Here is a 25,008-nt window from a genome sequence, read left to right on the forward strand (position 1 = left end):
GGCGAGCAATCCCGAGCCGTCGGCGTAGTCGGGGACGGAATTCTCAGACATCGGAGGGTCCTTCCTGCACCAGGTCGTCCAGTTCCGACACCGTCTGCGAGGGCACGACGATATGGAGGACATCGTCGGCCTGGACGAGCGTGTGAGCGTCCGGGAGGCGGCTCTCGCCGAAGCGGGTGACGGCCGCAGCACGTCCTCCGACCGCGGCCGCGAGCCGGTCGACCGGGACCCCGACCCACGCCGCCGGTGCGTCGAGGGCGACGAGGGACACGGAGTCCGTCTGGTCCCGCCACTCGACGGGACTCGACCCGGCGGTGATGTAACGGACCAGACGACCGGTGGCCCACGGAACCGTGGCGATGGTCGAGATCCCCAGTCGTTCGTAGACCTCTGCGCGCCCCGCGTCGTAGATGCGCGCTATCACCCGGTCGACGCCGAAGGTCTCCCGGGCGACACGCGCGGCGATGATGTTCGAGTTGTCCCCGGAGGACACTGCGGCGAATGCGTCGGCCCCCTCGAGCCCGGCCTCGGTGAGCACCGTCTTGTCGAAGCCCTGGCCGGTCACCGTGCGCCCCGAGAACTCGGCCGACAATCTGGCGAACGCAGCCGAGTCGCGGTCGATCACCACGACCTGGTGGCCGGCTGCGTCGAGTTCGACGGACAGCGCGGCCCCGACACGACCACAGCCCATGACGACGACCCTCATGACGAGTCCACTCCTCACGGCCCACGCACGTGAGCCAGTGACGGACACGCTACTCACACCCACGGATGCTGCCCGGCGGGGCTCGCGGGCCCTACGATATGTCGGTGTCCAGGATCTCGAAGGTCTCCGTGGGAACCAAGCGTCTCCTCGTGGGGCGTCCCTCGCGCAGCGACACCATCGGTGCCACCAGCCTCCGCAAACGGATCGCGTTGCCGGTGTTCGCGTCCGACGCGCTGTCCTCGGTGGCCTACGCCCCGCAGGAGATCTTCCTCGTGCTCTCCATCGCCGGGGTCTCGGCACTCACGTTCACCCCGTGGGTGGGACTGGCGGTGGCGGCGGTCCTTGTGGTCGTCATCGCCTGTTACCGGCAGAACGTCCGTGCCTACCCGTCGGGAGGAGGCGACTACGAGGTCGCCACCGTCAATCTGGGCCCCCGTGCGGGCCTGGCGGTCGGCGCGGCCCTGCTGTTCGACTACGTCCTCACGGTGGCCGTGTCGATTTCGGCCGCCGCCGCGACCATCGGATCGGCGATCCCGTTCGTCCAGTCCAGGGAGGTCCCGTTCGCCGTCCTGGCGATCATCCTCCTGGCGGCGCTCAACCTGCGTGGACTCCGTGAGACCGGCGCGATGTTCGCCGTCCCCGTCTACGCGTTCCTCGCGTCCATGACGGCACTCATCGCCTGGGGGTTGTTCCAGGTCGAGATCCTGGGTCGCGACCTCCGGGCCGAGTCCGCGGGATTCGAACTGGTCCCCGTGGACGGTGCGGAGGTGGCCGGACTCGCACTCGCGTTCGTCGTCGCCAAGTCGTTCGCGTCCGGATGTGCCGCCCTGACCGGGATCGAAGCCATCCACAACGGTGTCCCGGCCTTCCGGAAGCCGCGGGCCCGCAACGCCGCCGTGACGCTGGCCGTCCTCGGGGTCCTCGCGGTCTCGTTCCTACTCGGGCTCATCGCCCTGGCCGGCCGACTCGGGGTCCGTATCGCCGAGCAGCCCGCAGCACAGTTGATCGGGGCTCCGGAGGGATACCGGCAGAAGACGATGATCGCCCAGTTGGCTCGGCCGGTCTTCGCGGGGTTGCCGATCGCGTTCTACGCCGTCATCATCATCACCGCGCTGATCCTGGCGCTCGCCGCCAACACCGCGTTCAACGGGTTCCCGGTACTGGCCTCGGTCCTCGCGCGCGACAAGTACCTGCCCCGTCAGCTCGCCACCCGCGGGGACAGGCTGGCGTTCTCCAACGGGATCGTCCTCCTCGCGATCGCGGCGGTCGTGTTGGTCGTGGCGTTCGACGCCCAGGTGTCGCTCCTCATCCAGCTCTACATCGTGGGCGTGTTCGTCGCCTTCACGCTCGGCCAGCTCGGCATGGTCCGACACTGGACCCGGCGCCTGGGCCACGAGCGGGTCCCCGCCGTGCGTCGGCGGATCCACAGGTCCCGATCGATCAACGCCGTCGGGTTCCTCCTCACGGCCGGAGTCCTGGTGATCGTGATGGCGACCAAATTCCTCTCCGGCGCCTACATCGCGGTCCTGGCGATGCTCGGTGCCTTCGGGATCATGCGGCTCATCCACCGGCACTACGTCTCGGTCGCCCGCGAGCTCGACGACTCCTCGTGGGAGGTCGTCCTACCCAGCCGGACACACTGTGTGGTGTTGGTGTCCAAGCTGCATCTGCCCACCCTGCGTGCACTGGCCTACGCACGAGCTGCCCGGCCGGACTCCATCGAGGCGTTGACGGTGAACATCGACACCGCAGAGACCCGGGCCCTCGTACGGGAATGGGATCGCCGCGGGATCTCGGTTCCGCTCAAGGTGGTCGAGTCCCCGTACCGTGAGATCAACCGTCCCGTGGTGGACTACGTGAAGCGCGTGCGCGATCAGGCACCACGGGACGTGGTGACCGTGTACATCCCCGAGTACGTGGTGGGCCACTGGTGGGAGCAGATACTGCACAACCAGAGCGCGCTGCGGCTCAAGACCCGCCTGCTCTACGAGAGAGGTGTCATGGTGACCAGCGTCCCGTGGCAGTTGTCGTCCTCGGACGGCCGCGCTGAGCAGGCCCGCGACGAGCCCATCGTCGGACGCTGGGGTGGACCGGAGGAAAGATGACCCAGGACCGAGCGACCGACTGGACGGGCCGTGTGGTGCGCCTGCGCATGGAGGGGCCGGCGCACGGCGGCGAGTTCGTGGCGCGCCACGAGGGTCGGGTGGTGTTCTGCCGCGGTGGGATCACCGGCGAGCTGGTCGACGTCCTCATCGACAACGACCCCGGTCGCGCGTTCTGTCGAGGGACGGTGCAGGCGGTGGTCGAGGCATCCCCGGACCGGGTGGTCCCGACGTGTCCGGCGGCCGCCGCCGGCGCCGGCTGTTGCGACTGGACCCATATCGCGTCCGATGCCGCCCGCGGCTTCGCCGGCAGGATCCTGGCCGAGCAGGTGTCCCGGATCGGCCGGGTCGAACTCCGGGAGGGTCCGGTCCGGGTCGAGGTCCCCGGCGCGGATCCCGCGACGTCCGGCTGGCGTACCGCCGCCCGTTGGGTCACCGGCCCGGACGGTGTGCCGGGGGTGCGGAGGGCGCGCTCCCGCGAACTGGTGACCGAGCCCTGCGTCCAGCCCGATCCGCGTCTCCGTGATGCGGTCGCCGCCGCCACGTTCGCCCCGGGCCGCGAGGTGCTCGGGGTGCTCGGTGACGACGGGACCGTGCACATCGCACACCGCCCGGCCGTCGGCGACGCCCCGCGCGGCCGGGGCGGCCGGTCCCGCCGGTCCTCTGCGACCCGCGCCCGGGCGCGTCATTCGCGGGCGGTCGGCTGGGAGATCGTCGCCGGGGGACCGACCGTCGTGAGACGGGTGGGCGGCCACGAGTGGCGGTTGCCTCCCGACGCGTTCTGGCAGGCGCACCGCTCCGCCGCGAGCCACTACAGCCACGAGGTACGCACCGCGGTGACGCGCACCCCCGACCTGACCGACATCCCCGAGATCTGGGACCTCTACGGAGGCGCCGGGTTGTTCGCCGCCGGGGTTCGGGACGCGATCCCGGGCGCCCGCGTGACGGTCGTCGAAGCCGCCACGGCGTCGCTGCATGCGGCCACGGACACCCTCGGCGGCGCGCCCGGCGACGGCTCCGGCGGGGGAGTGAGGACCCTGCGTTCCCGGGTCGAGACGTTCCTCGAGGACCGCGACGACCCGCCGGGGGTCCACCCAGATCCGCAGGTCATCATCCTCGATCCCCCGCGCGGCGGAGCGGGGATCCCGGTCATGCGCCGGCTCGCGGCGACAGGTGCGTCCCGGATCGTGCACGTGGGCTGCGATCCGGCGAGTCTGGCGCGGGACATCGGCGTCCTCGTGGCCGCCGGCTGGACGCTCACGGACCTCCACGGGGTGGCGGCCTTCCCGGGCACCCATCACGTCGAGGGGATCGCCGTACTGGACTCGCCGGGACGCTCCTGATCCAGCACCGCAGGTAGGGGCCCACACGTCCGCCCGTGGGCGAGGTCGCGCGGCGCCAGCCCGTAGACTGACCATTCGACCCAGCAGGGTGTCGGTCACGAAAGGGGCAGTCGACAGCAATGAGCGTGCTCGAACAGGTTGACGGCCCCTCCGATCTGCGGCGGCTCGGCCCCGGGGAGTTGGCGCGGCTGTGCGGGGAGATCCGTGAATTCCTCATCCGTAAGGTCGCCGCGACGGGCGGGCACCTCGGCCCGAATCTCGGCGTCGTCGAACTGACCGTCGCGTTGCACCGGGTCTTCGACTCCCCCCGCGATCCCGTCATCTTCGACACCGGACACCAGTCCTACGTCCATAAGATCCTCACCGGTCGTCGCGACCAGTTCGACGGGCTCCGCACCCGCGGGGGGTTGTCCGGTTACCCGTGTCGCGCGGAGAGCGAGCACGACGTGGTCGAGTCCTCGCACGCCACGGCCTCCCTGTCGTACGCGGACGGGTTGGCCAAGGCGTTCTCGTTGCGCGGGGAGTCCGATCGGACCGTCGTCACCGTGATCGGCGACGGTGCGATGACCGGTGGCATGGCATGGGAGGCGCTCAACAACATCGCCGCCGCCAAGGACCGCCCCATGGTCATCGTCGTCAACGACAACGGACGCTCGTACTCGCCGACCATCGGAGGGCTCGCCGACCGCCTCGGCGCGCTGCGGCTCCAGCCGGCGTACGAGAAGGCGATGGACCGCACGAAGAACGCGCTCACGGGCCGCAAGGACGTCGTGGGAAAGGCCGTCTACTCGGTGCTCCACGGCATCAAGACGGGCGTCAAGGACGTCGTGTCGCCGCAGGAGTTGTTCGCGGACCTCGGGCTCAAGTACATGGGGCCGGTCGACGGGCACAATCTCGCCGCCACGGAAGCCGCCCTGCGCCTCGCGAAGGACTTCGGCGGCCCGGTGGTGGTCCACGTCGTCACCCGTAAGGGGATGGGCTACGTCCACGCCGAGAACAACGAGGCGGACCAGATGCACGCCACCGGGATCATCGATCCCGAGACCGGCAAACCGCTGGCGACCTCCTCTACCGTGGACTGGACATCGGTCTTCTCCGAGGAACTGTGTGCGATCGGTGCCGAACGCGATGACGTCGTGGCCATCACGGCCGCGATGGCCGGGCCGACCGGTCTGGCCGCGTTCGGGGAACGGTTCCCGGAGCGGATGTACGACGTGGGGATCGCCGAACAGCACGCCGTGGCCTCGGCGGCAGGGCTCGCGCTCGGTGGGCTGCACCCCGTCGTCGCGGTCTACTCGACCTTCCTCAACCGGGCGTTCGACCAGTTGCTCATGGACGTCGCGCTGCTCCGCCAGCCGGTCACCATGGTCCTGGACCGGTCCGGCGTCACCGGCCCGGACGGTGCGAGCCACAACGGGATGTGGGACCTGTCGCTCACCGGCATCATCCCCGGGGTACGCGTGGCCGCGCCCCGGGACGCGACCACCCTCCGGCAGGAACTGCGCGAGGCGGTGGCCGTCGACGACGGTCCGACCGTCGTCCGGTTCCCGAAGGGGTCGGTCGGTGATGCCCTACCCGCCCTCGCCACGTCCGAGGACGGGGTCGACCGCGTGCACGGATCCGGTGACGCCGAGGTCCTCATCGTGGCGGTGGGGTCGATGGTCGCGCCCGCCATCGCCGCCGCCCGTGCCCTCGGGACCGAGGGCATCTCCGTCGACGTCGTGGACCCCCGATGGGTATACCCGGTGCCCGCGTCGATCGTGGACGCCGCCCGTGGACGCCGTCTCGTGGTCACGGTCGAGGACAACGGTCTGCACGGTGGCGTCGGGTCGGCGGTGTCGGCATGCCTGGACACCGCCGCGGTGCGGGTCGATCGGATCGCACTGGGTATCCCGCAGGAGTTCCTCGACCACGGCTCCCGGGGGGAGATCCTGGCCGACGCCGGTCTGACCCCCGAGGGCATCTCGGACAGCATCCGGACCCGACTGGGCTGACCGGCCCGGATCGCCGGACCCGTGCACCCGCGGGCCCGTACCCACGCGTGACGGGGCGGCCGCGGGCGGTGTCGGTGGCCGGACTCAGGAATCCGCGCGGAAGCTCAGCACCGCCTCGAGCAGGGTACCGGTGGTCAGTTCGATCTGCCAGGCACGGGCGCTCTCGGCGAGCAGGACGTCGTGGAGAAGTTCCGCGTCGTCCCCGGACCGGGTCGTGGCCGCGCGCCACACCCACAGTCTCAGCGTCGAGGGTTTGAGCAGGAGCCCGGGCTCCAGGCCCAGGTCGTCGGCGAGTGCGCCGATCCGCTCGCGGGCGATCTCGAGCAACTCCGCGGCCTCGGGCTCGTTGCGCTTCCACGACGCGTGCGGCGGATGCTCGGCGGGCGGTCCCTGCCGGGAGGGCAGGTCGGCCCGCCCCAGCCCGTCGGCCCACTCGAGGGCGGCGAGCCATTCCCCGACGAGCCGTCGGCGGTGAGGACCGTCGAACCCCTCGATCGCCAGCAGTGCGGTTCTGTTCGTCGGCCCCACCCTGGCGGCCTCCACGATCGCCGCGTCACCGAGAAGCCGCTTGGGTGCGATGTCCCGCTCGGCCGCGACCCGATCCCGGGCCATCCACAACTCCCTGGCGCGCGCTAATTGCCGGCCCTCGCGCAGGCTCGACAGCCGGGACAGTCGACGCCAGGGGTCCGGCGCGGCAGGCGCCGGGCCGGACTCCACCAGATACCGACACTCCGCCTCGAACCATTCGCGGCGGCCGAGCTCGTCGAGCCGCGGGAGGACCTCGTCCGCCAGTTCGTGGAGGAACAGCACGTCATAGGCGGCGTAGTCCAACCACGCCTCCGGCAACGGGCGACGGGACCAGTCGGCGGCGGAGTGCGCCTTGGCCAGGCCGATCCCGAGGTGCTCGGAGATCATCGCCCCGAGGTTGACCCGTTCGGTACCGAGGAAACGTCCGGCCAGTTCGGTGTCGACGAGCGAGGTCGGGGAGACCCCCAGCTCACGCAGCGACGGGAGGTCCTGACTCGCGGCGTGGAGCAGCAGGGGCCGGGTCGACAGGACGTGGGCGAGGGAGCCGATGGTCCGACCCGGGGTCTCCGGGTCCACGAGCAGGGCGGGGCCGGTCGGGGCGCGGAGCTGCAGGAGGAAGGCCCGGTCCGCGTACCGGATCCCCGAGGCGCGTTCGACGTCGACCGCGACGGGGCCGGTCGAGGATCCCAGGGCGTCGGCGACCGCCTCGATGGCGGGGATGTCGTCGACGAACTCGTACTCGGCCGGGGGTGGCTGCGCCCCGGGCGGGGTCTCGCCGCGGCGGCGCCCGCTCACGACCGCCGGTGCAGGGAGGTCACGCCGACGGGTGGGAGGCCGGCGGCCAGGGCCAGCGTCGTGCAGAAGGCGGACGCGTGGCCGGTCAGGTCGGGCTCAAGGGCGGTCCAGGACGCGCGCAGTTCGAGCTGGTGGGACTGGGGAGGACCGGCGATGTCGCCGTAGCGGACTGAGGCGGTGCTGGTCACGGTCCCACCGAGCGAGGTGTACGGCCCTGCCTGCTCGCCGAGGGCCTCGGTGAGCCAGCTCCACGCCACCTGGGGCAGGAGCGGGTCCCCTGCCAGGGAGGCCTCCATGTCGGCCTGGATGTAGGCCACGAGTCGGAGGGTGCCGTTCCACGCGTCGTCCCCGGAGGGGTCGTGCAGGAGGATGAGACGGCCGAAGGCGTCGCCGTCGGAGAATTCCGGCACGTCGTCGCCGGAGGGTGGGATAATCTCGACGCCGAGGGCGTGACTGTAGGGCGCCAGTCGCTGCGGCGGGCGGATCGGGCCGACCGAGATCTCGGGGCGGACCTCGAGTCGCGACAGCGACTCGACCGCCTCCCGGAAGACCTCGGGCTCGCCGTCATTGACCGATGTACTCACGGGTCGTCACGCTAGCGACCGCCCCGGCGTGCCCCGAGGAGGCGCGCCGTCGCCTGCCCGGGTGGGCTGACCGGCCGCGGCGGCGGCGTCATGGGACGATGGGGGGCGTGTTGAACTCTGATGCGTCCTCGACCTCCCGTTCCGCCGACCCCGCCACCGGTGCCGCCGCCGGCCGCCGCGCCGGGACCGGGCCATACCTCGACGAGGTGACCGGAGTCGGTGGCGCCCACACGCCGGTGTGGTTCATGCGCCAGGCGGGCCGCTCGCTCCCGGAGTACAAGGAGGTCCGCGCCGGGTCCACCATGTTGGAGGCCTGTTTCGACCCGGCGATGACGTGTGAGATCACCCTGCAGCCGGTCCGTCGCCACGGGGTGGACGCCGCGATCTTCTTCTCCGACATCGTCATCCCGTTGGCCGCCGCCGGGGTGGACATCGACATCGTGCCCGGGACCGGGCCCGTGGTGGCGGAGCCGATCCGGGACGAGGCCGGTGTCGCCGCGCTGCCCGAGCTCACCCCGGACCGCCTCGAGAAGATCGGGGAGGCCGTGCGGCTGGTCGTGGCCGAACTCGACCCGCGGGTGGCGCTCATCGGCTTCGCCGGGGCCCCCTTCACCCTGGCCTCCTACCTCATCGAGGGCGGTCCCAGCCGCAACCATGAGCACACCAAGTCACTGATGTACTCGCGCCCCGACGTGTGGAACGCGCTCATGGCCAAGCTGGCGGACCTGACCACGGTGTTCCTGCGCGCGCAGATCGATGCCGGGGTGGACGCCGTCCAGCTCTTCGACTCGTGGGCGGGCGCGCTCAGCCAGCGGGACTACCGGTCGCTGGTGCTCCCGCACTCGACCCGCATCTTCGCCGACGAGATCATCTCGACGGTTCCCCGCACACACTTCGGCGTGGGCACCGGCGAGCTGCTCGGGGCGATGGGCGAGGCCGGCCCGGAGGTCGTCGGCGTGGACTGGCGCATCCCCCTGGACGACGCCGCCGGGCGGGTGCCGGGCAAAGTCCTGCAGGGCAATCTCGACCCCGCGATGCTCTTCGCCGACCGGTCGGCGCTGGACGGCGAGGTCCGCCGCATCCTCGACGAAGGCCAGCGGGCGCGCGACCTCGGCGCACGCGGCCACGTGTTCAACCTCGGCCACGGTGTCCTACCCACCACCGACCCGGGTGCGGTGACCCACGTGGTGGAGCTCGTCCACGAGCTGACCGGGAAGTGACGGTGGGCCCTCGCGTCGCCGTGGTGGGCGGTGGGCTCAGCGGGCTGACGGCCGCCTATCAGCTCTCGCGCGAGCTGCCGGACGCCCACATCACCGTCCTCGAGGCCTCGGACCGGCCGGGCGGGGCACTCCACACCGTCGACTTCCCGTCCGGTCCGATGGAGCTCGGCGCCGAGGCCTTCATCGGCCGCCGACCCGAGGCGAGCGACCTCGTCGCCGAACTCGGCCTGACCGGGTCGCTGCGTCATCCCGGGCCGCTCGGACCGGCGATCCTCACCGGGGGTCGGATGGTCCCCATGCCCATCGGCACGTTGATGGGTCTGCCGTCCGACGTCGGGGCGTTGGCGGACGTGCTGAGCCCACGGGAGCGGGCCGCGGCCGCGCGCGAGGCCGACCTGCCGCTGGACTGGGAGCCGGGCGGTGACGTCTCGCTCGGATCGATGGTCTCCGAGCGGTTCGGACACGCGGTCGTCGCACGGCTCGTCGACCCCATGCTCGGGGGCGTGTACGCCGCGCCCAGTAGCGGGCTCGGGCTGCGGCAGGTGATCCCGGGGCTGGCGCAGGCACTGGACCGTGGTGCTCCCAGCCTCACGGCCGCCGCGCGGGAGCTCGTCGCGCACCGCGTGCCGGGCCCGGTGTTCGCCACCCTCGACGGGGGTTACCGGCTCCTCGTGGACGCCCTCGTCCGGGCCTCCGGTGCCGTGATCCGTACACACGCCACCTGCACCGCCCTCCACCGGGACGGTTCGGGCTACTCGTTGGCGGTCGCCGGCGACCGCGGGTCGTGGTCCGAGGAGGCGGACCTCGTCGTCGTCGCCGTCCCCGTTCCTCACGCCGCCCCGCTCCTCGAGGGCGCCGGGGGTCTCGACGCCGCCTCCCGGGACCTGTCCGGGATCCGGACGGCCTCCTCGGCCGTCGTCGCGTTGGAGGTCGACCGGTCCTTGGACCTCCCCGAGCGGTCGGGGGTCCTGGTCGCGACCGACGAACCGGTGCCGTTCAAGGCGATGACCTTCACCAGCCGCAAGTGGCCCCACCTCGACACCCGGCCCGGGCACCTGGTCCGGGTGTCGTTCGGGAGGATCGACGACGACGAGGTGCTCGCCGCCGACGACGCGACCCTGACCCGCATGGCCGAATCCGCGCTGGGGGGACTGTGCGGCACCGCGCCGACGGTCCTGCACTCGCGGGTGCGCCGATGGACCGACGCGCTGGCCGAGATCGGTCCCGGACACGACGCTCGGATCTCGGGCGTGCGTGCCGAACTGGCCGAGCGGTTGCCCGGGGTGGAGCTCGTCGGCGGCGCGACCGAGGGCGTGGGGGTGCCCGCCTGCATCGGCTCGGCGCGGGCCGCGGCCCGGCGACTCGCCGCGGGGTGGCAGGATTGAGCCATGGCACGCCTTGACTACAAGAAGCTCAACTCGACCCTTCGCTACCTGATGTTCTCCGTCTTCACGGTGACGCCGGGGCAGCTCGGGGAGGACCGGGACGCGGTCGCCGCGGACCTGGAGGAGTTCCTCGCCCGCTACGACGGCACCGACGTGGTGGTCCGGGGTCTCTACGACATCTCGGGCCTGCGCGCCGAGGCCGACTTCATGATCTGGACCCACTCCGAGCACATCGAGGACCTGCAGCGGTTCTACAACGAGTTCCGACGCACCACGATCCTGGGCCGGGCAAGCACCGCCTACTGGTCCAACACCGCGCTGCACCGCCCCGCGGAGTTCAACAAGAGTCACATCCCGGCGTTCCTCGCCGAGGAGGAGCCGGGTGCCTACGTCTCGGTGTACCCGTTCGTGCGCTCCTACGAGTGGTACCTGCTCCCCGACGAGGAGCGGCGCCAGATCCTCGCCCAACACGGCCGCGCCGCCCGCGAGTACCCGGACGTCCGCGCCAACACCGTGCCGTCCTTCACGCTGGGGGACTACGAGTGGATCCTGGCCTTCGAGGCCCCGCAGCTCGACCGGATCGTCGACCTGATGCGCGAGATGCGGGCGACCGAGGCCCGCCGCCACGTGCGCGAGGAGATCCCGTTCTTCACCGGGCCGCGCGTCACCGCCGGTCAGCTGGCCGCCTCGATGCCCTGAGGTCCACCGCGCGCCGACGGCTCGACCTGACGCGAGTGAGGGCCGACCGGGAGCAGTCCCGGTCGGCCCTCTCGTCTCCGTGGGCCGGATGCGGCCGGTCGGGTTCAGCTCTCGGCCGGCTCCAGCGTCATGCTCAGCGAGTTGATGCAGTACCTCAGGTCGGTGGGGGTGCCGTAGCCCTCCCCGGAGAACACGTGACCCAGGTGGCCGTGGCAGTTCGCGCAGATCACCTCGGTGCGGGTCATACCGAGCGAGGTGTCCGTGCGCTCGATGACGGCGCCGCCTGCCAGCGGGGTGAAGAACGAGGGCCAACCGCAGTTGGACTCGAACTTGGCGTCGCTGCGGAACAGTTCGGCGCCGCATCCGCGGCAGCGGTACACGCCCTCGGTCTTGGTGTCGTTGTACTCACCGGTGAAGGGACGTTCGGTGCCGGCCTGCCGCAGGACCTGGTACTCCTCGGGGCTGAGTCGACGACGCCACTCGGTGTCGTCCAGCGTGAAGTCCGGCCGGGGGGTGTGGGTATCGGTGGGCTCGCTCATGCCCGCAGGCTACGCCGACGCGGCGGCCGGTGCGATCCGCTCGTGCCGGCGGGGGTCGCTGCGGCGCCACAGCAGCACCACGAGCACGGTGGCCAGCAGCAGCAACCATCCCAGGGTCGGGTGCGCGAACTCGAGTAGCCGCCCGTAGTAGGGCCAGCGCGCCGACTCCCAGAAGTCGAGGGTGAAGAACCCGTACGCGGCGAGCCACGCCGGCCAGTTGCGCACCAGGGACCTGTCCAGCACCACCGTGAGCATGATCGGGATGAGCATCATGGAGTAGTACATCTGGCCGAGGGTCGAGACCAGGAACACACCGGCGAGCACGACCCCGGAGGTGGTGGCCAACCACAGCACCTCGTGGTTGTGGCGGTAGTCCATCAGCAGCCACACGGCGACCAGGGTGGCCACCACGACCAGGATGCGGGCCACCAGGATGACCGGCTCGGGCACGCCGTAGTACAGGCCCATCCCGGCGATCGAGCTGTTGTAGTAGTCGCGCACCTCACCCATGTACGTGAGCGTGGTGTCGAGGTAGCTGCGGGCGTCGACGGTGAGGGCCCACCCCGCGGCCATGGTGACGGCGGGGATCGCGGCCGCCGTGACGAACGGCTGCCACTGCTTGCGGATGAGAGGCAGCACGAGCAGCGGAGCGAGCATCGGTTTGACGGCCAGGGACAGGCCGATGGCCACGCCCGCCCACCAGAGGCGCCGCCGGTGCAGCAGGTAGAGGAACGCCACCTGGCACAGGAAGATCACACCGTTGACGTTGGTGAAGACCAGCGTGTTGGTGACCGCCTCGGTGCAGAACGCCGCCAGCAGGATGGCGGGGGCGGCGAACGAGCGGACGTCGAGGTCGAACAGCCGCATGAGCAGCCACAGCGCCGCGATGATCGCGGCGGTGTTGATTGCGATGAACAGCCAGCGGGCCAGCGTGTAGTTGTCGATCAGGCCGAACGGGGCGAGGACGAACGTCCCGCTGGGGGCGTACAGATAGTGCGGTTGCACCGTCAGCAGGTTCTCGACGTACACCGGCTCGCCGGCCAGGAATCGCCTGGTGGCGGCGTAGACGGTGCCGAAGTCGTTCGTGATGGATCCGTTGACGGCGTTGATCAGGACGCGGTGGATGACGGTCATGATCGCCAGCGGCCACAACACGTGGGTGAGGACGCGGGGCACGGTCGACGTGCTTCGGGTGGGCAGCGGCACGACTCGCAGGGTACCGCCTGGCCTCCCGCGTCCCGGTGAGGCACCCCGGCCCGTCAGGACGGGCAGGCCGTGGAGTCCTCGGCGGCATCGGGGTCGTCGAGGAAGTCGGCGACCGCGTCCCGTGCGCACCCGGAGTGCAGGACCACCTGTGCGCCCGGGGCGCCCCAGGTGACGACCCGCACGTCGGTGGCCCCGGCGGCGCCGAGGGCGGCGGCGGTGGGTTCGAGTGCGGCGGCACCGGCCCGGGGGTCGGCGATCCCGCCGACCAGGAGTACCGGGGTGTCGGCCGGCAGGGAGACGGGCGACCGACCGGGCACGGGCCAGGTGGAGCAGGCGGAGAGCTGCGCGGCGATGATCTCCCCGAACGGCGCGGTCTGCTCCCATTCGGCCCGCAGTTCCTCCACGCGGTTGACCGGGACGCGGCGCGACAGGTCGGAGCATCCGGCGACATAGGGCAGCGACGTCCCGGCCAGTTCGGCGGCGCGGTCACGGACGCTGTCCGGGGTGTCGTCGGGGGCGGCGGCCGCGAGGTCACCCAGGATGACGTCGCCGGGGGAGGCGTCGGCCGCGGAGGCGCCGGACAGGTCCGCCAACGCCGACCGGACCACGTCGGACAGCAACGCCGCCGGGACATCCGCACCGGGTTCGCGGGCGCGGTCGAGCGCGCGGGTCACGGCCTCGACCTTCTCGTCGGCGTCGCCGGGTCCGCACTCGGTCCGAGTGCACGAGGCGGCCCACAGGCGCAGCGCCGCGTCGGAGCCGTCGAGGGCGGCGCGGGCCGCGGCCTCCTGGTCCCCGTCGGCGGGGGCGGGGGAGTCGAGCACGAGCAGGGAGAGTCGACCCGGGTGTGCGCCGGCGTAGGCGAGGGCGGTGCGGGCCCCGGTCCCGATCCCCATCACGGCGAGCCCGGGCACGTCCCACTGCTGGCGTAGACGTTCGAGGTCCTCGGCGGCGCCGGCGGAGCCGAAGTCCAGTTCGCGGCCCTGGAGCTGGTCCGTGCAGGACTGTGAGGTGTCGGCGAGGTCGCCGCGCAGTGCGGGCGAATCGGGGTCGGTGCCCCGGTCCGCGAGCCCGTCGAGGGTGCGGCGGGCCGGGAAGGTCAGGCACGTACCGGCCGGGCCGGTCCGTCCGCGGTGGTCCACGACGACCAGCGGTCGGGCGTCGGTGAGTTCGGGGCCGGCCGAGGCGAGTCGGGAGACGAGGTCGTCGGCCGGTGTCGCGGGACCGGCGACGACGACGAGGGGCGCCGCGTCGTCGGGTGTTCCCGTCGCGGTGAGCCGCAGGACGGGCGTGTCCCCGAGGAGGGAACACTCCACGGCGGCGCCCTCCGGTATCCCGCCGGTCCGGCCGTCGGGACACGGGACCCAGGTGTGGTCGCTGCGCGGCGCGAGCCAGTCGGGTCGGTCGGCGGTCTCGGCCGCCTCGTCGTCACCGGCGGATCGCCCGGGGCCGTCCCCGGTCGCCAGGCGCGGTCCCGTCGCGGGCAGTGGGGCACACCCGGCGATCGTCACCGCCAGGGCCGCCAGCCCCACGCCGAGTGCCCGGACGTGCCGGTGCCGCGTGACCGCGCGTGTTCCCGCTCGACGGTTCCTCACCCGTCGGCCCCGGTGACGACCCAGCGGGTGTAGAGCCCGCCGCGGGGGCACGTGAAGGCCGCGGCGACGCGCAGCGGAACCCGGGTGGCGTCGGTTCCGACGGCCAGTCGCGAGTCGTCGCCGCCGACGATGATCTCGGGGGCGACCGACAGGACGAGTTCGTCGATCGCGCCCTCGCGCAACAGCGTCCCGAGCAGCTGCGGACCGCCCTCGAACGTCACCTCGGAGGCCCCGAAGTGTGTGGCGAGGGAACGGACGGAGGTGCGCAGCGGACCCGGATCGAGCACGTGCACCGTGACACCCCGCTCCCGGGCGGCCTCGAGTCGGTCGCCGGGCACTCCGTGGGCGGCGACCACCTGCAGTCCGTCGCCGGCGTCGGCGCAGTGCTCGATGAGCGCGTCGCCCAGCGCGCGGGTGAACACCAGGACGATCGGCGGGGGACCGGGTCGTCTGTCCGCCCACACGGCGGCGGTCCGGGCGGGGCCGTATCCCTCGGCCAGAACGGTGCCCGAGCCCACCAGGATCAGGTCGGCCCGGGCCCGCATGGCGTCGTAGACCAGCCGGTCCGTCGGGGTCCCCAGCCCGCCGCTGCGACCGTCCACGGTGGTCGTGCCGTCGACGGAGGAGATCATCACCGCGCGGATGCACGGCACGGGCAGACCCGGTTCGGGGTCCAGCGCCGCCCACAGGGCCTCGAGGGCGGCGGGGTCGTCGTCGATCACGGTGGGCCGTGTCATGTGCACCGGGGACTCCTTCCGTTCTGACGCCGGGTGTCCCCACGATAGGCTCTGCCCATGGTCTCTCGCCTCGTTGACGTCACCCCGGTGGTCCCTGCCGATCAGCTCGTGGCACAGATGGTCCCCCCGTCGATGTTCGACGATGTCAGTTTCGACTCCTACATCCCGGACCCGGCCGAGCCCTCGCAGGCCGCCGCGGTCAAGGCGTGTCGCGAGTTCGCCGAGTCCGTGGTGGCCCGTCGCACTCCCAAGAAGGGACTGTTCGGCCGGCGACCGAAGGCGGTGCAGGGGACCGGCATCTATCTCGACGGCGGCTTCGGGGTGGGTAAGACCCACCTGCTGACGTCGATCTATCACAACTGTCCCGAGCCCAAGGCGTTCGGGACGTTCGTCGAGCTGACCCACGTCGTGGGTGCCCTCGGCTTCAACCGGGCCGTGGAGGAGCTCTCCGGTCACTCCGTCCTGTGCATCGACGAGTTCGAGCTCGACGATCCGGGCGACACCATGCTGGTGTCCCGCCTGCTCGCGGAGCTCACCACCGCCGGTGTCAGCGTCGCGGCCACCTCCAACACTCTGCCGGAGCAGCTGGGGGAGGGGCGGTTCGCGGCCAAGGACTTCATGCGGGAGATCCGCAAGATGTCGGGGATCTTCGAGTCGATCCGGGTCGACGGCCCGGACTACCGGCACCGTAACCTGCCCCCCGCCCCGGACCCGATGGACGACACCGAGCTCGAGGCCGAGGCCGAGACGGTGGAGGGTGCCACGCTCGACGACTTCGACGCCCTGTGCGAGCACCTGTCGACCCTTCACCCGTCCAAGTACAACCGCCTCGTCGACGGCGTCACGCGGGTCTGCCTCAGCGGGGTCAAGCCGCTGCCGGATCAGTCGATCGCCCTTCGTCTCGTCGTCCTCGCCGACCGGCTCTATGACGCGGGGATTCCCGTGCGCAACTCCGGCGACAAACTGGACGCGATCTTCACCGACGAGATGATCGCCGGCGGCTACCGCAAGAAGTACCTTCGTGCCACTTCCCGACTCCTGGCGCTGTCCCGGTTCGAGACCGTCGGCGGCTGACCGGCAGGCCCCGCTCAGAGCGCCAGTTCGTACACGACGTCGGTGTTGGCGACCCCTCCGACGTCGAAGGTCCGGTTCCCGCGTGGTTCGAAACCACGCTTGACGTAGAACCTGCGGGCTCGGGCGTTGGCGACGTTGGTGGCCAGCCAGATGCTTCGCGTGCCCGCCGCCCTGCACCGACGGCACACCTCGTCGAGCATGTCCGACGCGATCCCTCCGCCGTGGTGGTCGGGATCCACATAGAACTTGCTGACCCCGGTCGTGGGTCGGTGGATCACCTGTCCGGCGCAGCCCGGGTCCATCTCGGTCCCGGCGATCAGCAGGACGTACCCGACCATCTCACCGTCGTCGCCCCGGGCCACCAGGACCTCGTGGCCCGGCGTGACGAGGTGAGCTCTGAACGCCTCCGGGCCGAGGTGCTCGGCGATGAAGGCCCTGATCTCGACCGGCCCCAGTTCGGGAGGGCACGCCAGCGGGAACGTCCGGGCCGCCAAGGCCGAGACGGCGTCGAGATCGGCCACCGAGGCGTCACTGAGTCGGGCGGTCACCCCACGAGCCTATAAGGCGCCGTTCAGGCGTGCAGGTGCAGGCTCTCGCCCGTCCGTGCCCCTCTGATGACGAGTTTCTCCGCGTCGTCGCCGCCACCGAGGATGAGCGTGACCTCGAATTCATCGGTTCCCGTGCGCTGCAAATCAGCGAGGACACCGGTGGTGTGCCGGAAGTCGACGACGCGGCCGCGCATGGCCGCGATGTCGGCTTGGTCGATCGTCGTCGAATGGTGGAGGTGGGGCATCGCGGACATACCATCATGATCAGTGACCGACGTCACGTCGGGAGTACGTTCCGGTACCGAACGGGCGACAGTCCGGGAAATGAGAAACGCCCCAGCCGGGGCCGGGGCGTTGTGTGGTGCGCGATACTGGGATTGAACCAGTGACCTCTTCCGTGTCAGGGAAGCGCTCTCCCGCTGAGCTAATCGCGCGGGTCGTTCCGTCCGAACGAATCCGGACGTGGAGGTGGAGACGGGAATCGAACCCGTGTTGACGGCTTTGCAGGCCGCTGCCTCACCACTCGGCCACTCCACCGCAAAGGTATCGAGCCTGGTGAGGACGTCCTGGCTCCTCGATCCCTCCGAGCGGATGACGGGATTCGAACCCGCGACCCTCACCTTGGCAAGGTGATGCGCTACCAGCTGCGCCACATCCGCATCGCTCCCCGGCTCGCTGCTGCTCACCGCGTTGCGAGAATGAACATTAGCCGACGACATTCGCGGAACACAAATCGGCACCCGGAAACACCGTACGACCTGCTCCGACGTCGATACTCGACGGCTGTGGGTGCACGGTGACGACGGGGGACTCGGTGAGGCGCGCCGCCGCGGACGCGCGAGTGGGCGTGCGGCAGGTTAGTTCCGGCGGGGGTGGGGAGTGGCCGAGTGCCGCGAGGCTCAGTGCGGCCGGCGTGTCCGTGCCCCCGGGGTGCGGGTCGAATTGGGAGCTGGCAGAGGTCTTGCTACAGTGTTGCGGTGCCCGGGCGGACCGCTCGGAGACGCGAGGTCCTATAGCTCAGCGGAAGAGCGCTCCGTTCACACCGGAGAGGTCACTGGTTCGAACCCAGTTAGGACCACCATCACGACAAGAACCCCTCCCGCTGCCCGGGAGGGGTTCTTCTCGTTCGCGTGTGGACCGTCAGCCCTCCGAGCCGGCCCGCGCCTGCTCCAGGGCCCGCTCGAACACCTCGACCGGTTGGGCCCCGCTGACGGCGAGTCGGTCGTCGAACACGAAGAACGGCACCCCCCGGACCCCGAGACCGCGGGCCGTCTCGACGTCGCGGTGCACCCGGTCGGCGTACGCGTCCCCCCGGAGCACCCGGTCGACCTCCTCTGCGGGTAACCCGGCCCCGCCCCCGATCTCATGTAGCACCGCCGGGTCCGAGATCGCCCGTCCCTCGGTGAAGTGGGCGCGTCGCAGGGCCTCGTCCACCGCGTCCGCCCGTCCGTGCTCGGCGGCCAGGGCGGCCAGGCGGTGGGCGTCGAAGGTCGAACAGATGCGCGCGGACCGCCAGTCGAAGTCCAGACCGAGTTCGGTGAACCGGGCGGCCATCTGCTCCTGGCCGGCCTCCGCCTCGGTGAGCGACATCCCGTACTTGCGCGAGAGCATCTGTGCACTCGTCTCGGTCGGCTCGTCGCCGACGACGCGGGGAGCGGAGGGGTCGAGTTCGTAGGCCCGCCACACCACCTCGACCGTGGTCTCGGGGTGTCGTTCACGGAACGTCTCCAGTGCCGCCTCGAGGTGCCGCTTGCCGATCCAGCAGAACGGACAGACGACGTCGGACCAGATGTCGATGCGCATGCCGGGTGCAACGTCGCGCCGCGGTCCGGGATTCCGTCAGGGCCCCGGGTAGCATGGACCGGCCCGGTCCCTGTCGTGGACCGGTGTCAGCCCGGGTGGCCCACCGGCACCCGACGTCCACTGCCCGAGGAGATCTCCCCCCGTGTCCGAGAACCGCATTCCGGAAACCGATGTCGACGCGACGGGTGCGGCCCCTGTGACGACCGTCGTCCCGGCCGGTGAGCCCGCGGGCAAGATCCTCGCCGAGCGGGAGCTGCAGTCGCGCAGCGGCCCGGAGACGATCGTCGTGGTGCGGGATCCGGAGGGGGCCCTCCGGGACCTGTCCTGGGCGCCCGCCGAGGACACCGAGGTCGAACTGGTCCGCGCCGATTCGGAGGGCGGGCGGTCGGTGATCCGGCATTCGTGCGCACACGTGCTCGCCCAGGCGGTGCAGGACAAGTTCCCCGAGGCCAAGCTCGGGATCGGCCCGCCGATCGAGAACGGCTTCTACTACGACTTCGACGTGGCCGAGCCCTTCACGCCCGAGGACCTCAAGGACCTCGAGAAGCGGATGAAGAAGATCATCAAGGCCGGCCAGCGCTTCTCGCGGCGGGAGTACGCCTCGCTCGACGAGGCGCGCACCGAGCTGGCGGGCGAGCCGTACAAGCTCGAGCTGGTCGAGGACAAGGGCCGGGCGGACGCCGGTGACGCCGACGGCGCGGTGGCGCTCGAGGACTCCGAGATCATGGAGGTCGGCGCGGGTGCGCTGACCGCCTACGACAACCTCAACCCCCGCACGGGCGAGGTCATCTGGTCGGATCTGTGCCGCGGCCCGCACACGCCCACCACCAAGTTCATCCCCGCGTTCACACTCACGCGCTCGTCCGCCGCCTACTGGCGGGGCGATCAGAACAACGCCGGTCTCCAGCGGATCTACGGCACGGCCTGGGAGAGCACCGAGGCCATGGACGCCTACCTCGACCGTCTGGCCGAGGCGGAGAAGCGGGATCACCGTCGGCTCGGGACCGAGCTGGACCTGTTCAGCTTCCCCGACGAGATCGGGTCCGGGTTCCCGGTGTTCCACCCCCGCGGCGGGATCATCCGCAACGAGATGGAGCAGCACTCCCTCAGGCGCCACCTGTCCGCCGGGTACTCGCTCGTCAACACCCCGCACGTGACCAAGGGCGACCTGTTCCGCAAGTCCCAGCACCTGAGCTGGTACTCGGAGGGGATGTTCCCCCCCATGGTCCTGGACGCGGAGTACGACGCGGACGGCAGGGAGACCAAGCCGGGGCAGGACTACTACGTCAAGCCGATGAACTGCCCCATGCACAACCTGGTCTTCGACTCCCGCGGCCGCTCGTACCGCGAGCTCCCGCTGCGAATGTTCGAGTTCGGCACCGTGTACCGGTACGAGAAGTCCGGGGTGATCCACGGTCTCACCCGCGCCCGCGGCTTCACCCAGGACGACGCGCACATCTACTGCACCGAGGAGCAGATGGAGGGCGAGATCGCCTCCGTGCTGTCCTTCATCATCTCGCTCCTGCGCGACTACGGCCTCGAGGACTTCTACCTCGAGCTGTCGACCAAGGACCCGGAGAAGTACGTCGGCGGCGACGAGATCTGGGAACGCGCGACCGACACGCTGCGTCGGGTGGCCACGAACTCCGGCCTCGAGCTGGTCCCGGACCCGGGCGGGGCCGCCTTCTACGGCCCCAAGATCTCGGTCCAGGCGCGTGACGCGATCGGGCGGACGTGGCAGATGTCGACTGTCCAGCTGGATTTCAACCTGCCCGAGCTGTTCGACCTGACCTACAACGCCGCGGACGGCACCAAGAAGCGGCCGGTGATGATCCACCGCGCGCTCTTCGGCTCGATCGAGCGGTTCTTCGCCGTCCTGCTCGAGCACTACGCCGGTCTGTTCCCGGCGTGGCTGGCGCCCGTGCAGGTGGTGGGCATCCCCGTGGCGGAGGCGCACGAGAAGCATCTCGAGGACGTGATCGACGAGCTCCGGGGGCGCGGTATCCGCGCCGAGCTCGACGTCTCCGACGAGCGGATGCAGAAGAAGATCCGCAACCACACCACCGGCAAGGTCCCGTTCATGCTCCTGGCCGGTGACCGCGACGTCGAGGCGGGCGCGGTGAGCTTCCGGTTCCCGGACGGGACGCAGCTCAACGGGGTCTCGCGGAACGCCGCGATGGACAAGATCTCGTACTGGGTCAACTCCCGACGCAACGATGTGCCGACCGCGGAGCGCGTGTGACGGCCGGAGATCCGTCCTCCACGGGCGTCTACCGCCAGTTCGGGGTGGGGGAGGACCACCTCCAGTTGTTGTGGGCGCCCTACCGGATGTCGTACATCGCCGAGTCGCGTCCCGAGCCGGCCGAGGGGATGACGGGGGAGCCGTTCCTCGACATCCCGAGGATGAGCGACGAGGACGGGCTGGTGGTCGCCCGGGGCGAGCACGTCTACGTCGTGCTCAACCTGTTCCCCTACAACCCGGGTCACTCGATGGTGGTGCCGTACCGCAAGGTGGCGGACCTGGAGGACCTCGACGACGACGAGTCCCGCGAACTCATGTCGTACACGCAGCACCTGATCCGGGTCATCAAGGCGGTCTCGAACCCGGACTCGTTCAACGTGGGGCTCAATCTGGGTGGCGCGGCCGGCGGGTCCCTGTCCGAGCATCTGCACCAACACGTCGTGCCACGCTGGATCGGTGACGCGAACTTCATTACCGTGACCGGCGGGACCAAGGTGCTGCCGCAGCTCCTCCGACAGACGCGGCAGCTGCTCTCGGAGGCGTGGTCCACCACGGTGTCATCGGATGGCGTGTCCGGACCAGACCGCACCTCGAAGTAGGCAGGGAGTCGAATGCTCAGCGAGTACGGAAGGTCGGGGGTCGCCAGGGTGGCCCACCCCCTGGCGGCGTTCCTCGTCCGCAGCGGCGCCACCGCCAACGGGATCACCCTCGCCGGCCTCCTGCTGACCTGTGCCGCGGCGATCACCCTGTTCGGACCCGGTCACCTGGTGGCCGGCGCGATCGTCATCGCACTGTGCACCCTGTTCGATCTGGTGGACGGTGCGGTCGCCCGCGCGAGCGGGGGCGGGTCACCGTACGGGGCCCTGGTCGACGCTGTCTCCGATCGGGTCGCGGACGGCGTGATCCTGGCGTCGCTGGTGTGGTGGCTGGTCCACACCGAGCCCGACAACCGGTACGCGCTGGTCATGCTCCTGGCCTGCCTGATCCTGTCCCAGGTGGTGTCCTACTCCAAGGCCCGCGCCGACGCGGGCGGGCTGCGCACACCGGGCGGGCTGATGGAGCGCGCCGATCGCCTGGTCCTCATCCTGCTCGGCGCCGGCCTCGAGGGGCTGGGGGTGCCGTGGGCGCTCGAGGTCGGGCTGACCGCCGTCGCGGTGGGCAGTTTCGTCACGGTGATCCAGCGGGTGTGGGGCGGCCGCACCGACTACCTCGAACGCGTGGCGCGTAGCGATGCCCCTGCGGTGGGAGACCGATGAGCGCACTCGGCGATCGCCTGACCGATCTCGGGTACGCCGCCGGATGGGCCGTGGTGCGCGCCCTTCCGGAGCCGGCCGCGCGCGCCCTCTTCCGAACGGGCGCCGATCTCGCGGCCCGCCGACAGGGTCCGGACTCGCAGCTGCGCCGGAACCTGGCTCGCGTCCTCGGGGTCGCCCCGGCCGAGGTCCCCGACGACCTCATCAGGGATTCCTTCCGCTCCTATGCCCGCTACTGGCGCGAGGCCTTCCGTCTCCCCTCGATGGACCGCGAGGCCGTGGCCCGCGAGATGGACCGGACGATCGCCGGGGTCGAGAACCTCGACGCGGCGCTCGAGCAGGGGCGCGGGGTGGTCGTCGCGCTGCCGCACTCGGCCAACTGGGACCTGGGCGGCACCTGGCTGGCGCGACGCTACGGCGGGTTCGCCACCGTCGCCGAGAGACTCGAGCCGGAATCGCTGTACCAGCGCTTCCTGGACTTCCGCGAGGGCCTGGGCTTCACCATCTACCCGCACACGGGCGGACCCACCCCGCCGCTGGACGCGCTGCGCGAGTACCTCTCAGGGGGCGGGATCGTCTGCCTACCGGGGGAGCGGGACCTGCGCCGGACCGGGGTGCCCGTGACGTTCTTCGGCGAGCAGACGCGCATGCCCGCGGGTGCGGCCCGGCTCGCGGTGGAGACCGGCGCGCCGCTGCTGGTCGCCCAGTTCTGGTACGCCGACGAGGAGACGATGCGGGTCCGCATCACCCCGCCCATCGACGTCTCAGGTGGTATCGACCCGGCGGTCCAGGCGATGGCCGACCTGTTCGCCGAGGGGATCGCCCGGCACCCCGCGGACTGGCACATGCTCCAGCCATTGTGGCTGGACGACCTGCCGGCCGAGCGGCGTGCGCGGATCGAGGGCTGACCCCGCCGTGCGCATCGGCATGATCTGCCCCTACTCGTTCGACGCCCCGGGCGGGGTGCAGGCCCACGTCGTGGACCTGACCGAGGAGTTGCGACGCCGCGGGCACACTGTCCGGGTCCTGGCCCCGGGCAGTCCCGGCAGCGCGCCGGTCTCCGGGATGACCCTGACGGGGCCGGGCGTCCCGATCCCCTACAACGGGTCCGTGGCCCGGCTCAGCTTCGGCCCCGCCACCTGGCGGGCCACCCGGCACTGGCTCCGCGAGCAACCGCTGGACGTCCTGCACATCCACGAGCCCAACGCCCCGGGCGTCGGCATGTTCGCCCTGGCGATGTCCTCCGGGCCCATCACGGCCACGTTCCACACCTCCACCACGGGGTCGATGATCCTCGGCGCCGCCGACGGGGTCCTGGCCCCGCTGCTGGAGAAGATCCGGGGACGGATCGCGGTGTCGACCCTGGCCCGCCGCTGGCAGATGGAGGCCCTGGGCTCCGACGCCGTCGAGATCCCCAACGGCGTCGACGTGTCCGCGTTCACCGACGTCGACACCTCCGCCGAACCGACCGACGCACCGACCGTAGCGTTCCTCGGCCGCTACGACGAACCCCGCAAGGGGATGGGCGTGCTCGCCGCAGCGCTCCCCGCCGTCCTCCGGGACGTTCCGGACCTGCGGCTGCGGGTCATGGGCGACGGCGACGAGCGGACACTGCGCGCCGCCCTCCCGGCCGGGTTGGACGTGGAGTTCCTCGGCCGGGTCGACGACACCCGCAAGGCCGCGGTGCTGGCCGCGGCGGACGTCTACTGCGCACCCAACACCGGCGGGGAGAGCTTCGGCATCGTCCTCGTGGAGGCCATGGCCGCCGGGACCGCCGTCGTGGCCGCCGACCTCGACGCGTTCCGCCGTGTCCTCCGGGACGGCGAGTGCGGGGAACTCGCCACGGTCGGCGACGCCGGTGCCCTCGCCGCAGCCCTCACGAGGGTCCTGACCGACCCCGGTCGCCGCGCCGACCTCCGCACCCGCGGTCTCCAGGCGGTCCGGGAGTACGACTGGCCCGTCGTCGCCGACCGGGTGGTGCGCGTGTACGAGACCATCCGCGGCCCGGGGGAGACGCTCCGTGTCCGTTGAACTGATCGTCCTCGTCGTCGTCGTCCTCGTCGCCGCGCTCGCGGCGTTGCTGACCGCGTACCTCACCGCCCACCGCCTGGACCGACTCCACATCCGCACCGACCTGGCCCGCGCCGCCCTGACCGGGGCCCTGGAACGACGCCACACGGTCGCCGCCGCCGTCGCCAGCGACCTCTCAGCGCGGGACCCGGCGGGCGCGGACCGCCTGGTGCGGGCGCTCGCGCACGCCCGCGCCCACCCCCCGGGGGCGATCGCCGGGCCGGACCCCGCGCCGCACCCCGACCACCGACGCCGTCGCGACGACGGCAGCGCGCCGGACGACGCTGGCGAGCCCGACGCCGAGGTCGCGGAGAACACCCTCGGCGTGGTCCTGTCCGGGGTCGACACGGACGCGCTGCCCGGCGATCTCGCCGCCGAACTGGAGGACGCCTCGGATCGCGTGTCCATGGCCCGTCGCTTCTACAACGACGCCGTCCGCGACACCCGCAGTCTGCGGGAACAGGCCCCGGTCCGCCTCCTGAGACTGGCCGGCCGGGCCCCGATGCCCGGGTACGTCGAACTCGTCGACGCACCGCCACCGCAGGCCTGACCAACCCCGGTGGGGCGGCGGTTGGGGCGCCGGGG

General features: G+C 71.3%; 23 protein-coding genes and 4 tRNA genes. 14 read left to right on the plus strand and 13 right to left on the minus strand.

The window, feature by feature from the left end; genetic code table 11:
• Positions 1-43 precede the first annotated feature (43 nt).
• Positions 44-706 carry a potassium channel family protein gene (locus AC3DEV_RS05950; protein WP_069389080.1) on the minus strand — a complete coding sequence of 221 codons (663 nt, stop codon included), beginning with the start codon at positions 704-706 and terminating at the stop codon, positions 44-46.
• A gap of 98 nt (positions 707-804) precedes the next feature.
• On the opposite strand from AC3DEV_RS05950, the gene AC3DEV_RS05955 reads away from it, so the two are divergent.
• The 3 genes from AC3DEV_RS05955 (at position 805) to dxs (ending at position 6,145) form a co-directional block, all read left to right on the plus strand.
• Positions 805-2,811: an APC family permease gene (locus AC3DEV_RS05955; protein ID WP_371517740.1), complete on the plus strand. Its 2,007-nt coding sequence runs from the start codon at positions 805-807 to the stop codon at positions 2,809-2,811.
• The gene (locus tag AC3DEV_RS05960) at positions 2,808-4,151 is read left to right on the plus strand and encodes a class I SAM-dependent RNA methyltransferase (protein WP_488371555.1); all 1,344 of its coding nucleotides are present in this window, start codon (positions 2,808-2,810) and stop codon (positions 4,149-4,151) included. The genes AC3DEV_RS05955 and AC3DEV_RS05960 overlap by 4 nt, the downstream gene beginning before the upstream one ends.
• A gap of 119 nt (positions 4,152-4,270) precedes the next feature.
• Positions 4,271-6,145 carry a 1-deoxy-D-xylulose-5-phosphate synthase gene (dxs, locus tag AC3DEV_RS05965; RefSeq protein WP_488371556.1) on the plus strand — a complete coding sequence of 625 codons (1,875 nt, stop codon included), beginning with the start codon at positions 4,271-4,273 and terminating at the stop codon, positions 6,143-6,145.
• 84 nt (positions 6,146-6,229) lie between these two features.
• On the opposite strand, the gene AC3DEV_RS05970 is transcribed toward dxs, so the two are convergent.
• Together AC3DEV_RS05970 and AC3DEV_RS05975 are read right to left on the minus strand one after the other, a co-directional pair.
• Positions 6,230-7,468: an HRDC domain-containing protein gene (locus tag AC3DEV_RS05970; RefSeq protein ID WP_488371557.1), complete on the minus strand. Its 1,239-nt coding sequence runs from the start codon at positions 7,466-7,468 to the stop codon at positions 6,230-6,232.
• Positions 7,465-8,052 carry a DUF3000 domain-containing protein gene (locus tag AC3DEV_RS05975; protein ID WP_067717809.1) on the minus strand — a complete coding sequence of 196 codons (588 nt, stop codon included), beginning with the start codon at positions 8,050-8,052 and terminating at the stop codon, positions 7,465-7,467. Before AC3DEV_RS05975 ends, AC3DEV_RS05970 begins: the two co-directional genes overlap by 4 nt.
• A gap of 98 nt (positions 8,053-8,150) precedes the next feature.
• On the opposite strand from AC3DEV_RS05975, the gene hemE reads away from it, so the two are divergent.
• Genes hemE through hemQ form a run of 3 tightly spaced genes read left to right on the plus strand, consistent with a single transcriptional unit; the run spans position 8,151 to position 11,356 of the window.
• Positions 8,151-9,272, plus strand: coding sequence for a uroporphyrinogen decarboxylase (gene hemE / locus AC3DEV_RS05980; protein ID WP_488371558.1), 1,122 nt, complete (start codon positions 8,151-8,153; stop codon positions 9,270-9,272).
• A gap of 2 nt (positions 9,273-9,274) precedes the next feature.
• Positions 9,275-10,657 carry a protoporphyrinogen oxidase gene (gene hemG / locus AC3DEV_RS05985; protein ID WP_488371559.1) on the plus strand — a complete coding sequence of 461 codons (1,383 nt, stop codon included), beginning with the start codon at positions 9,275-9,277 and terminating at the stop codon, positions 10,655-10,657.
• Positions 10,658-10,660: 3 nt separating this feature from the next.
• On the plus strand, positions 10,661-11,356 hold the full coding sequence (gene hemQ, locus AC3DEV_RS05990) for a hydrogen peroxide-dependent heme synthase (protein ID WP_440219712.1): 696 nt from the start codon (positions 10,661-10,663) through the stop codon (positions 11,354-11,356).
• A gap of 104 nt (positions 11,357-11,460) precedes the next feature.
• On the opposite strand, the gene msrB is transcribed toward hemQ, so the two are convergent.
• The 4 genes from msrB to AC3DEV_RS06010 are packed head-to-tail and all read right to left on the minus strand — an operon-like array spanning position 11,461 to position 15,433.
• Entirely contained in the window at positions 11,461-11,895 is a 435-nt protein-coding gene (gene msrB / locus AC3DEV_RS05995; protein WP_119192969.1) for a peptide-methionine (R)-S-oxide reductase MsrB, read from the minus strand.
• Positions 11,896-11,904: 9 nt separating this feature from the next.
• Positions 11,905-13,101 carry a glycosyltransferase family 87 protein gene (locus AC3DEV_RS06000; protein WP_472981378.1) on the minus strand — a complete coding sequence of 399 codons (1,197 nt, stop codon included), beginning with the start codon at positions 13,099-13,101 and terminating at the stop codon, positions 11,905-11,907.
• 53 nt (positions 13,102-13,154) lie between these two features.
• Positions 13,155-14,696 (minus strand): alpha/beta hydrolase, encoded by a 1,542-nt coding sequence (locus AC3DEV_RS06005; RefSeq protein WP_488371560.1) that lies wholly within the window; start codon positions 14,694-14,696, stop codon positions 13,155-13,157.
• Positions 14,693-15,433 carry a dihydrofolate reductase family protein gene (locus tag AC3DEV_RS06010; protein ID WP_317468333.1) on the minus strand — a complete coding sequence of 247 codons (741 nt, stop codon included), beginning with the start codon at positions 15,431-15,433 and terminating at the stop codon, positions 14,693-14,695. Before AC3DEV_RS06010 ends, AC3DEV_RS06005 begins: the two co-directional genes overlap by 4 nt.
• Before the next feature lie 57 nt (positions 15,434-15,490).
• On the opposite strand from AC3DEV_RS06010, the gene zapE reads away from it, so the two are divergent.
• Positions 15,491-16,507: a cell division protein ZapE gene (gene zapE, locus AC3DEV_RS06015; protein ID WP_472981380.1), complete on the plus strand. Its 1,017-nt coding sequence runs from the start codon at positions 15,491-15,493 to the stop codon at positions 16,505-16,507.
• Between the two features lie 14 nt (positions 16,508-16,521).
• On the opposite strand, the gene AC3DEV_RS06020 is transcribed toward zapE, so the two are convergent.
• From AC3DEV_RS06020 to AC3DEV_RS06040, 5 genes are all read right to left on the minus strand, one after another.
• On the minus strand, positions 16,522-17,055 hold the full coding sequence (locus tag AC3DEV_RS06020; RefSeq protein WP_488371561.1) for a GNAT family N-acetyltransferase: 534 nt from the start codon (positions 17,053-17,055) through the stop codon (positions 16,522-16,524).
• Between the two features lie 23 nt (positions 17,056-17,078).
• A complete protein-coding gene (locus AC3DEV_RS06025; RefSeq protein ID WP_488371562.1) occupies positions 17,079-17,309 on the minus strand; it encodes a hypothetical protein in 231 nt (76 codons plus the stop codon).
• A gap of 105 nt (positions 17,310-17,414) precedes the next feature.
• Positions 17,415-17,489 (minus strand) — tRNA-Val (locus AC3DEV_RS06030).
• Positions 17,490-17,518: 29 nt separating this feature from the next.
• A tRNA-Cys gene (locus tag AC3DEV_RS06035) sits at positions 17,519-17,592 on the minus strand.
• A 49-nt stretch (positions 17,593-17,641) separates the two neighbouring features.
• Positions 17,642-17,714 (minus strand) — tRNA-Gly (locus tag AC3DEV_RS06040).
• 347 nt (positions 17,715-18,061) lie between these two features.
• Between AC3DEV_RS06040 and AC3DEV_RS06045 the strand changes: the two genes are divergently transcribed.
• Positions 18,062-18,136: transfer RNA gene (locus AC3DEV_RS06045), tRNA-Val, on the plus strand.
• A gap of 59 nt (positions 18,137-18,195) precedes the next feature.
• On the opposite strand, the gene AC3DEV_RS06050 is transcribed toward AC3DEV_RS06045, so the two are convergent.
• On the minus strand, positions 18,196-18,858 hold the full coding sequence (locus AC3DEV_RS06050; protein ID WP_488371563.1) for a DsbA family oxidoreductase: 663 nt from the start codon (positions 18,856-18,858) through the stop codon (positions 18,196-18,198).
• A 142-nt stretch (positions 18,859-19,000) separates the two neighbouring features.
• On the opposite strand from AC3DEV_RS06050, the gene thrS reads away from it, so the two are divergent.
• Genes thrS through AC3DEV_RS06080 form a run of 6 tightly spaced genes read left to right on the plus strand, consistent with a single transcriptional unit; the run spans position 19,001 to position 24,973 of the window.
• The gene (thrS, locus tag AC3DEV_RS06055) at positions 19,001-21,100 is read left to right on the plus strand and encodes a threonine--tRNA ligase (RefSeq protein ID WP_488371564.1); all 2,100 of its coding nucleotides are present in this window, start codon (positions 19,001-19,003) and stop codon (positions 21,098-21,100) included.
• On the plus strand, positions 21,097-21,699 hold the full coding sequence (locus AC3DEV_RS06060) for an ATP adenylyltransferase (RefSeq protein WP_463059633.1): 603 nt from the start codon (positions 21,097-21,099) through the stop codon (positions 21,697-21,699). Before thrS ends, AC3DEV_RS06060 begins: the two co-directional genes overlap by 4 nt.
• A gap of 12 nt (positions 21,700-21,711) precedes the next feature.
• Positions 21,712-22,356 (plus strand): phosphatidylinositol phosphate synthase, encoded by a 645-nt coding sequence (pgsA, locus tag AC3DEV_RS06065; protein WP_488371565.1) that lies wholly within the window; start codon positions 21,712-21,714, stop codon positions 22,354-22,356.
• Entirely contained in the window at positions 22,353-23,261 is a 909-nt protein-coding gene (locus AC3DEV_RS06070; protein ID WP_488371566.1) for a phosphatidylinositol mannoside acyltransferase, read from the plus strand. The genes pgsA and AC3DEV_RS06070 overlap by 4 nt, the downstream gene beginning before the upstream one ends.
• 7 nt (positions 23,262-23,268) lie before the next feature.
• Complete coding sequence (locus tag AC3DEV_RS06075) at positions 23,269-24,384, plus strand: glycosyltransferase family 4 protein (RefSeq protein ID WP_488371567.1); 1,116 nt, start codon at positions 23,269-23,271, stop codon at positions 24,382-24,384.
• A complete protein-coding gene (locus AC3DEV_RS06080) occupies positions 24,374-24,973 on the plus strand; it encodes an NUDIX hydrolase (protein ID WP_488371568.1) in 600 nt (199 codons plus the stop codon). The genes AC3DEV_RS06075 and AC3DEV_RS06080 overlap by 11 nt, the downstream gene beginning before the upstream one ends.
• Positions 24,974-25,008 lie beyond the last annotated feature (35 nt).

Source organism: Dietzia sp. IBK-p2-15D (assembly GCF_057773105.1).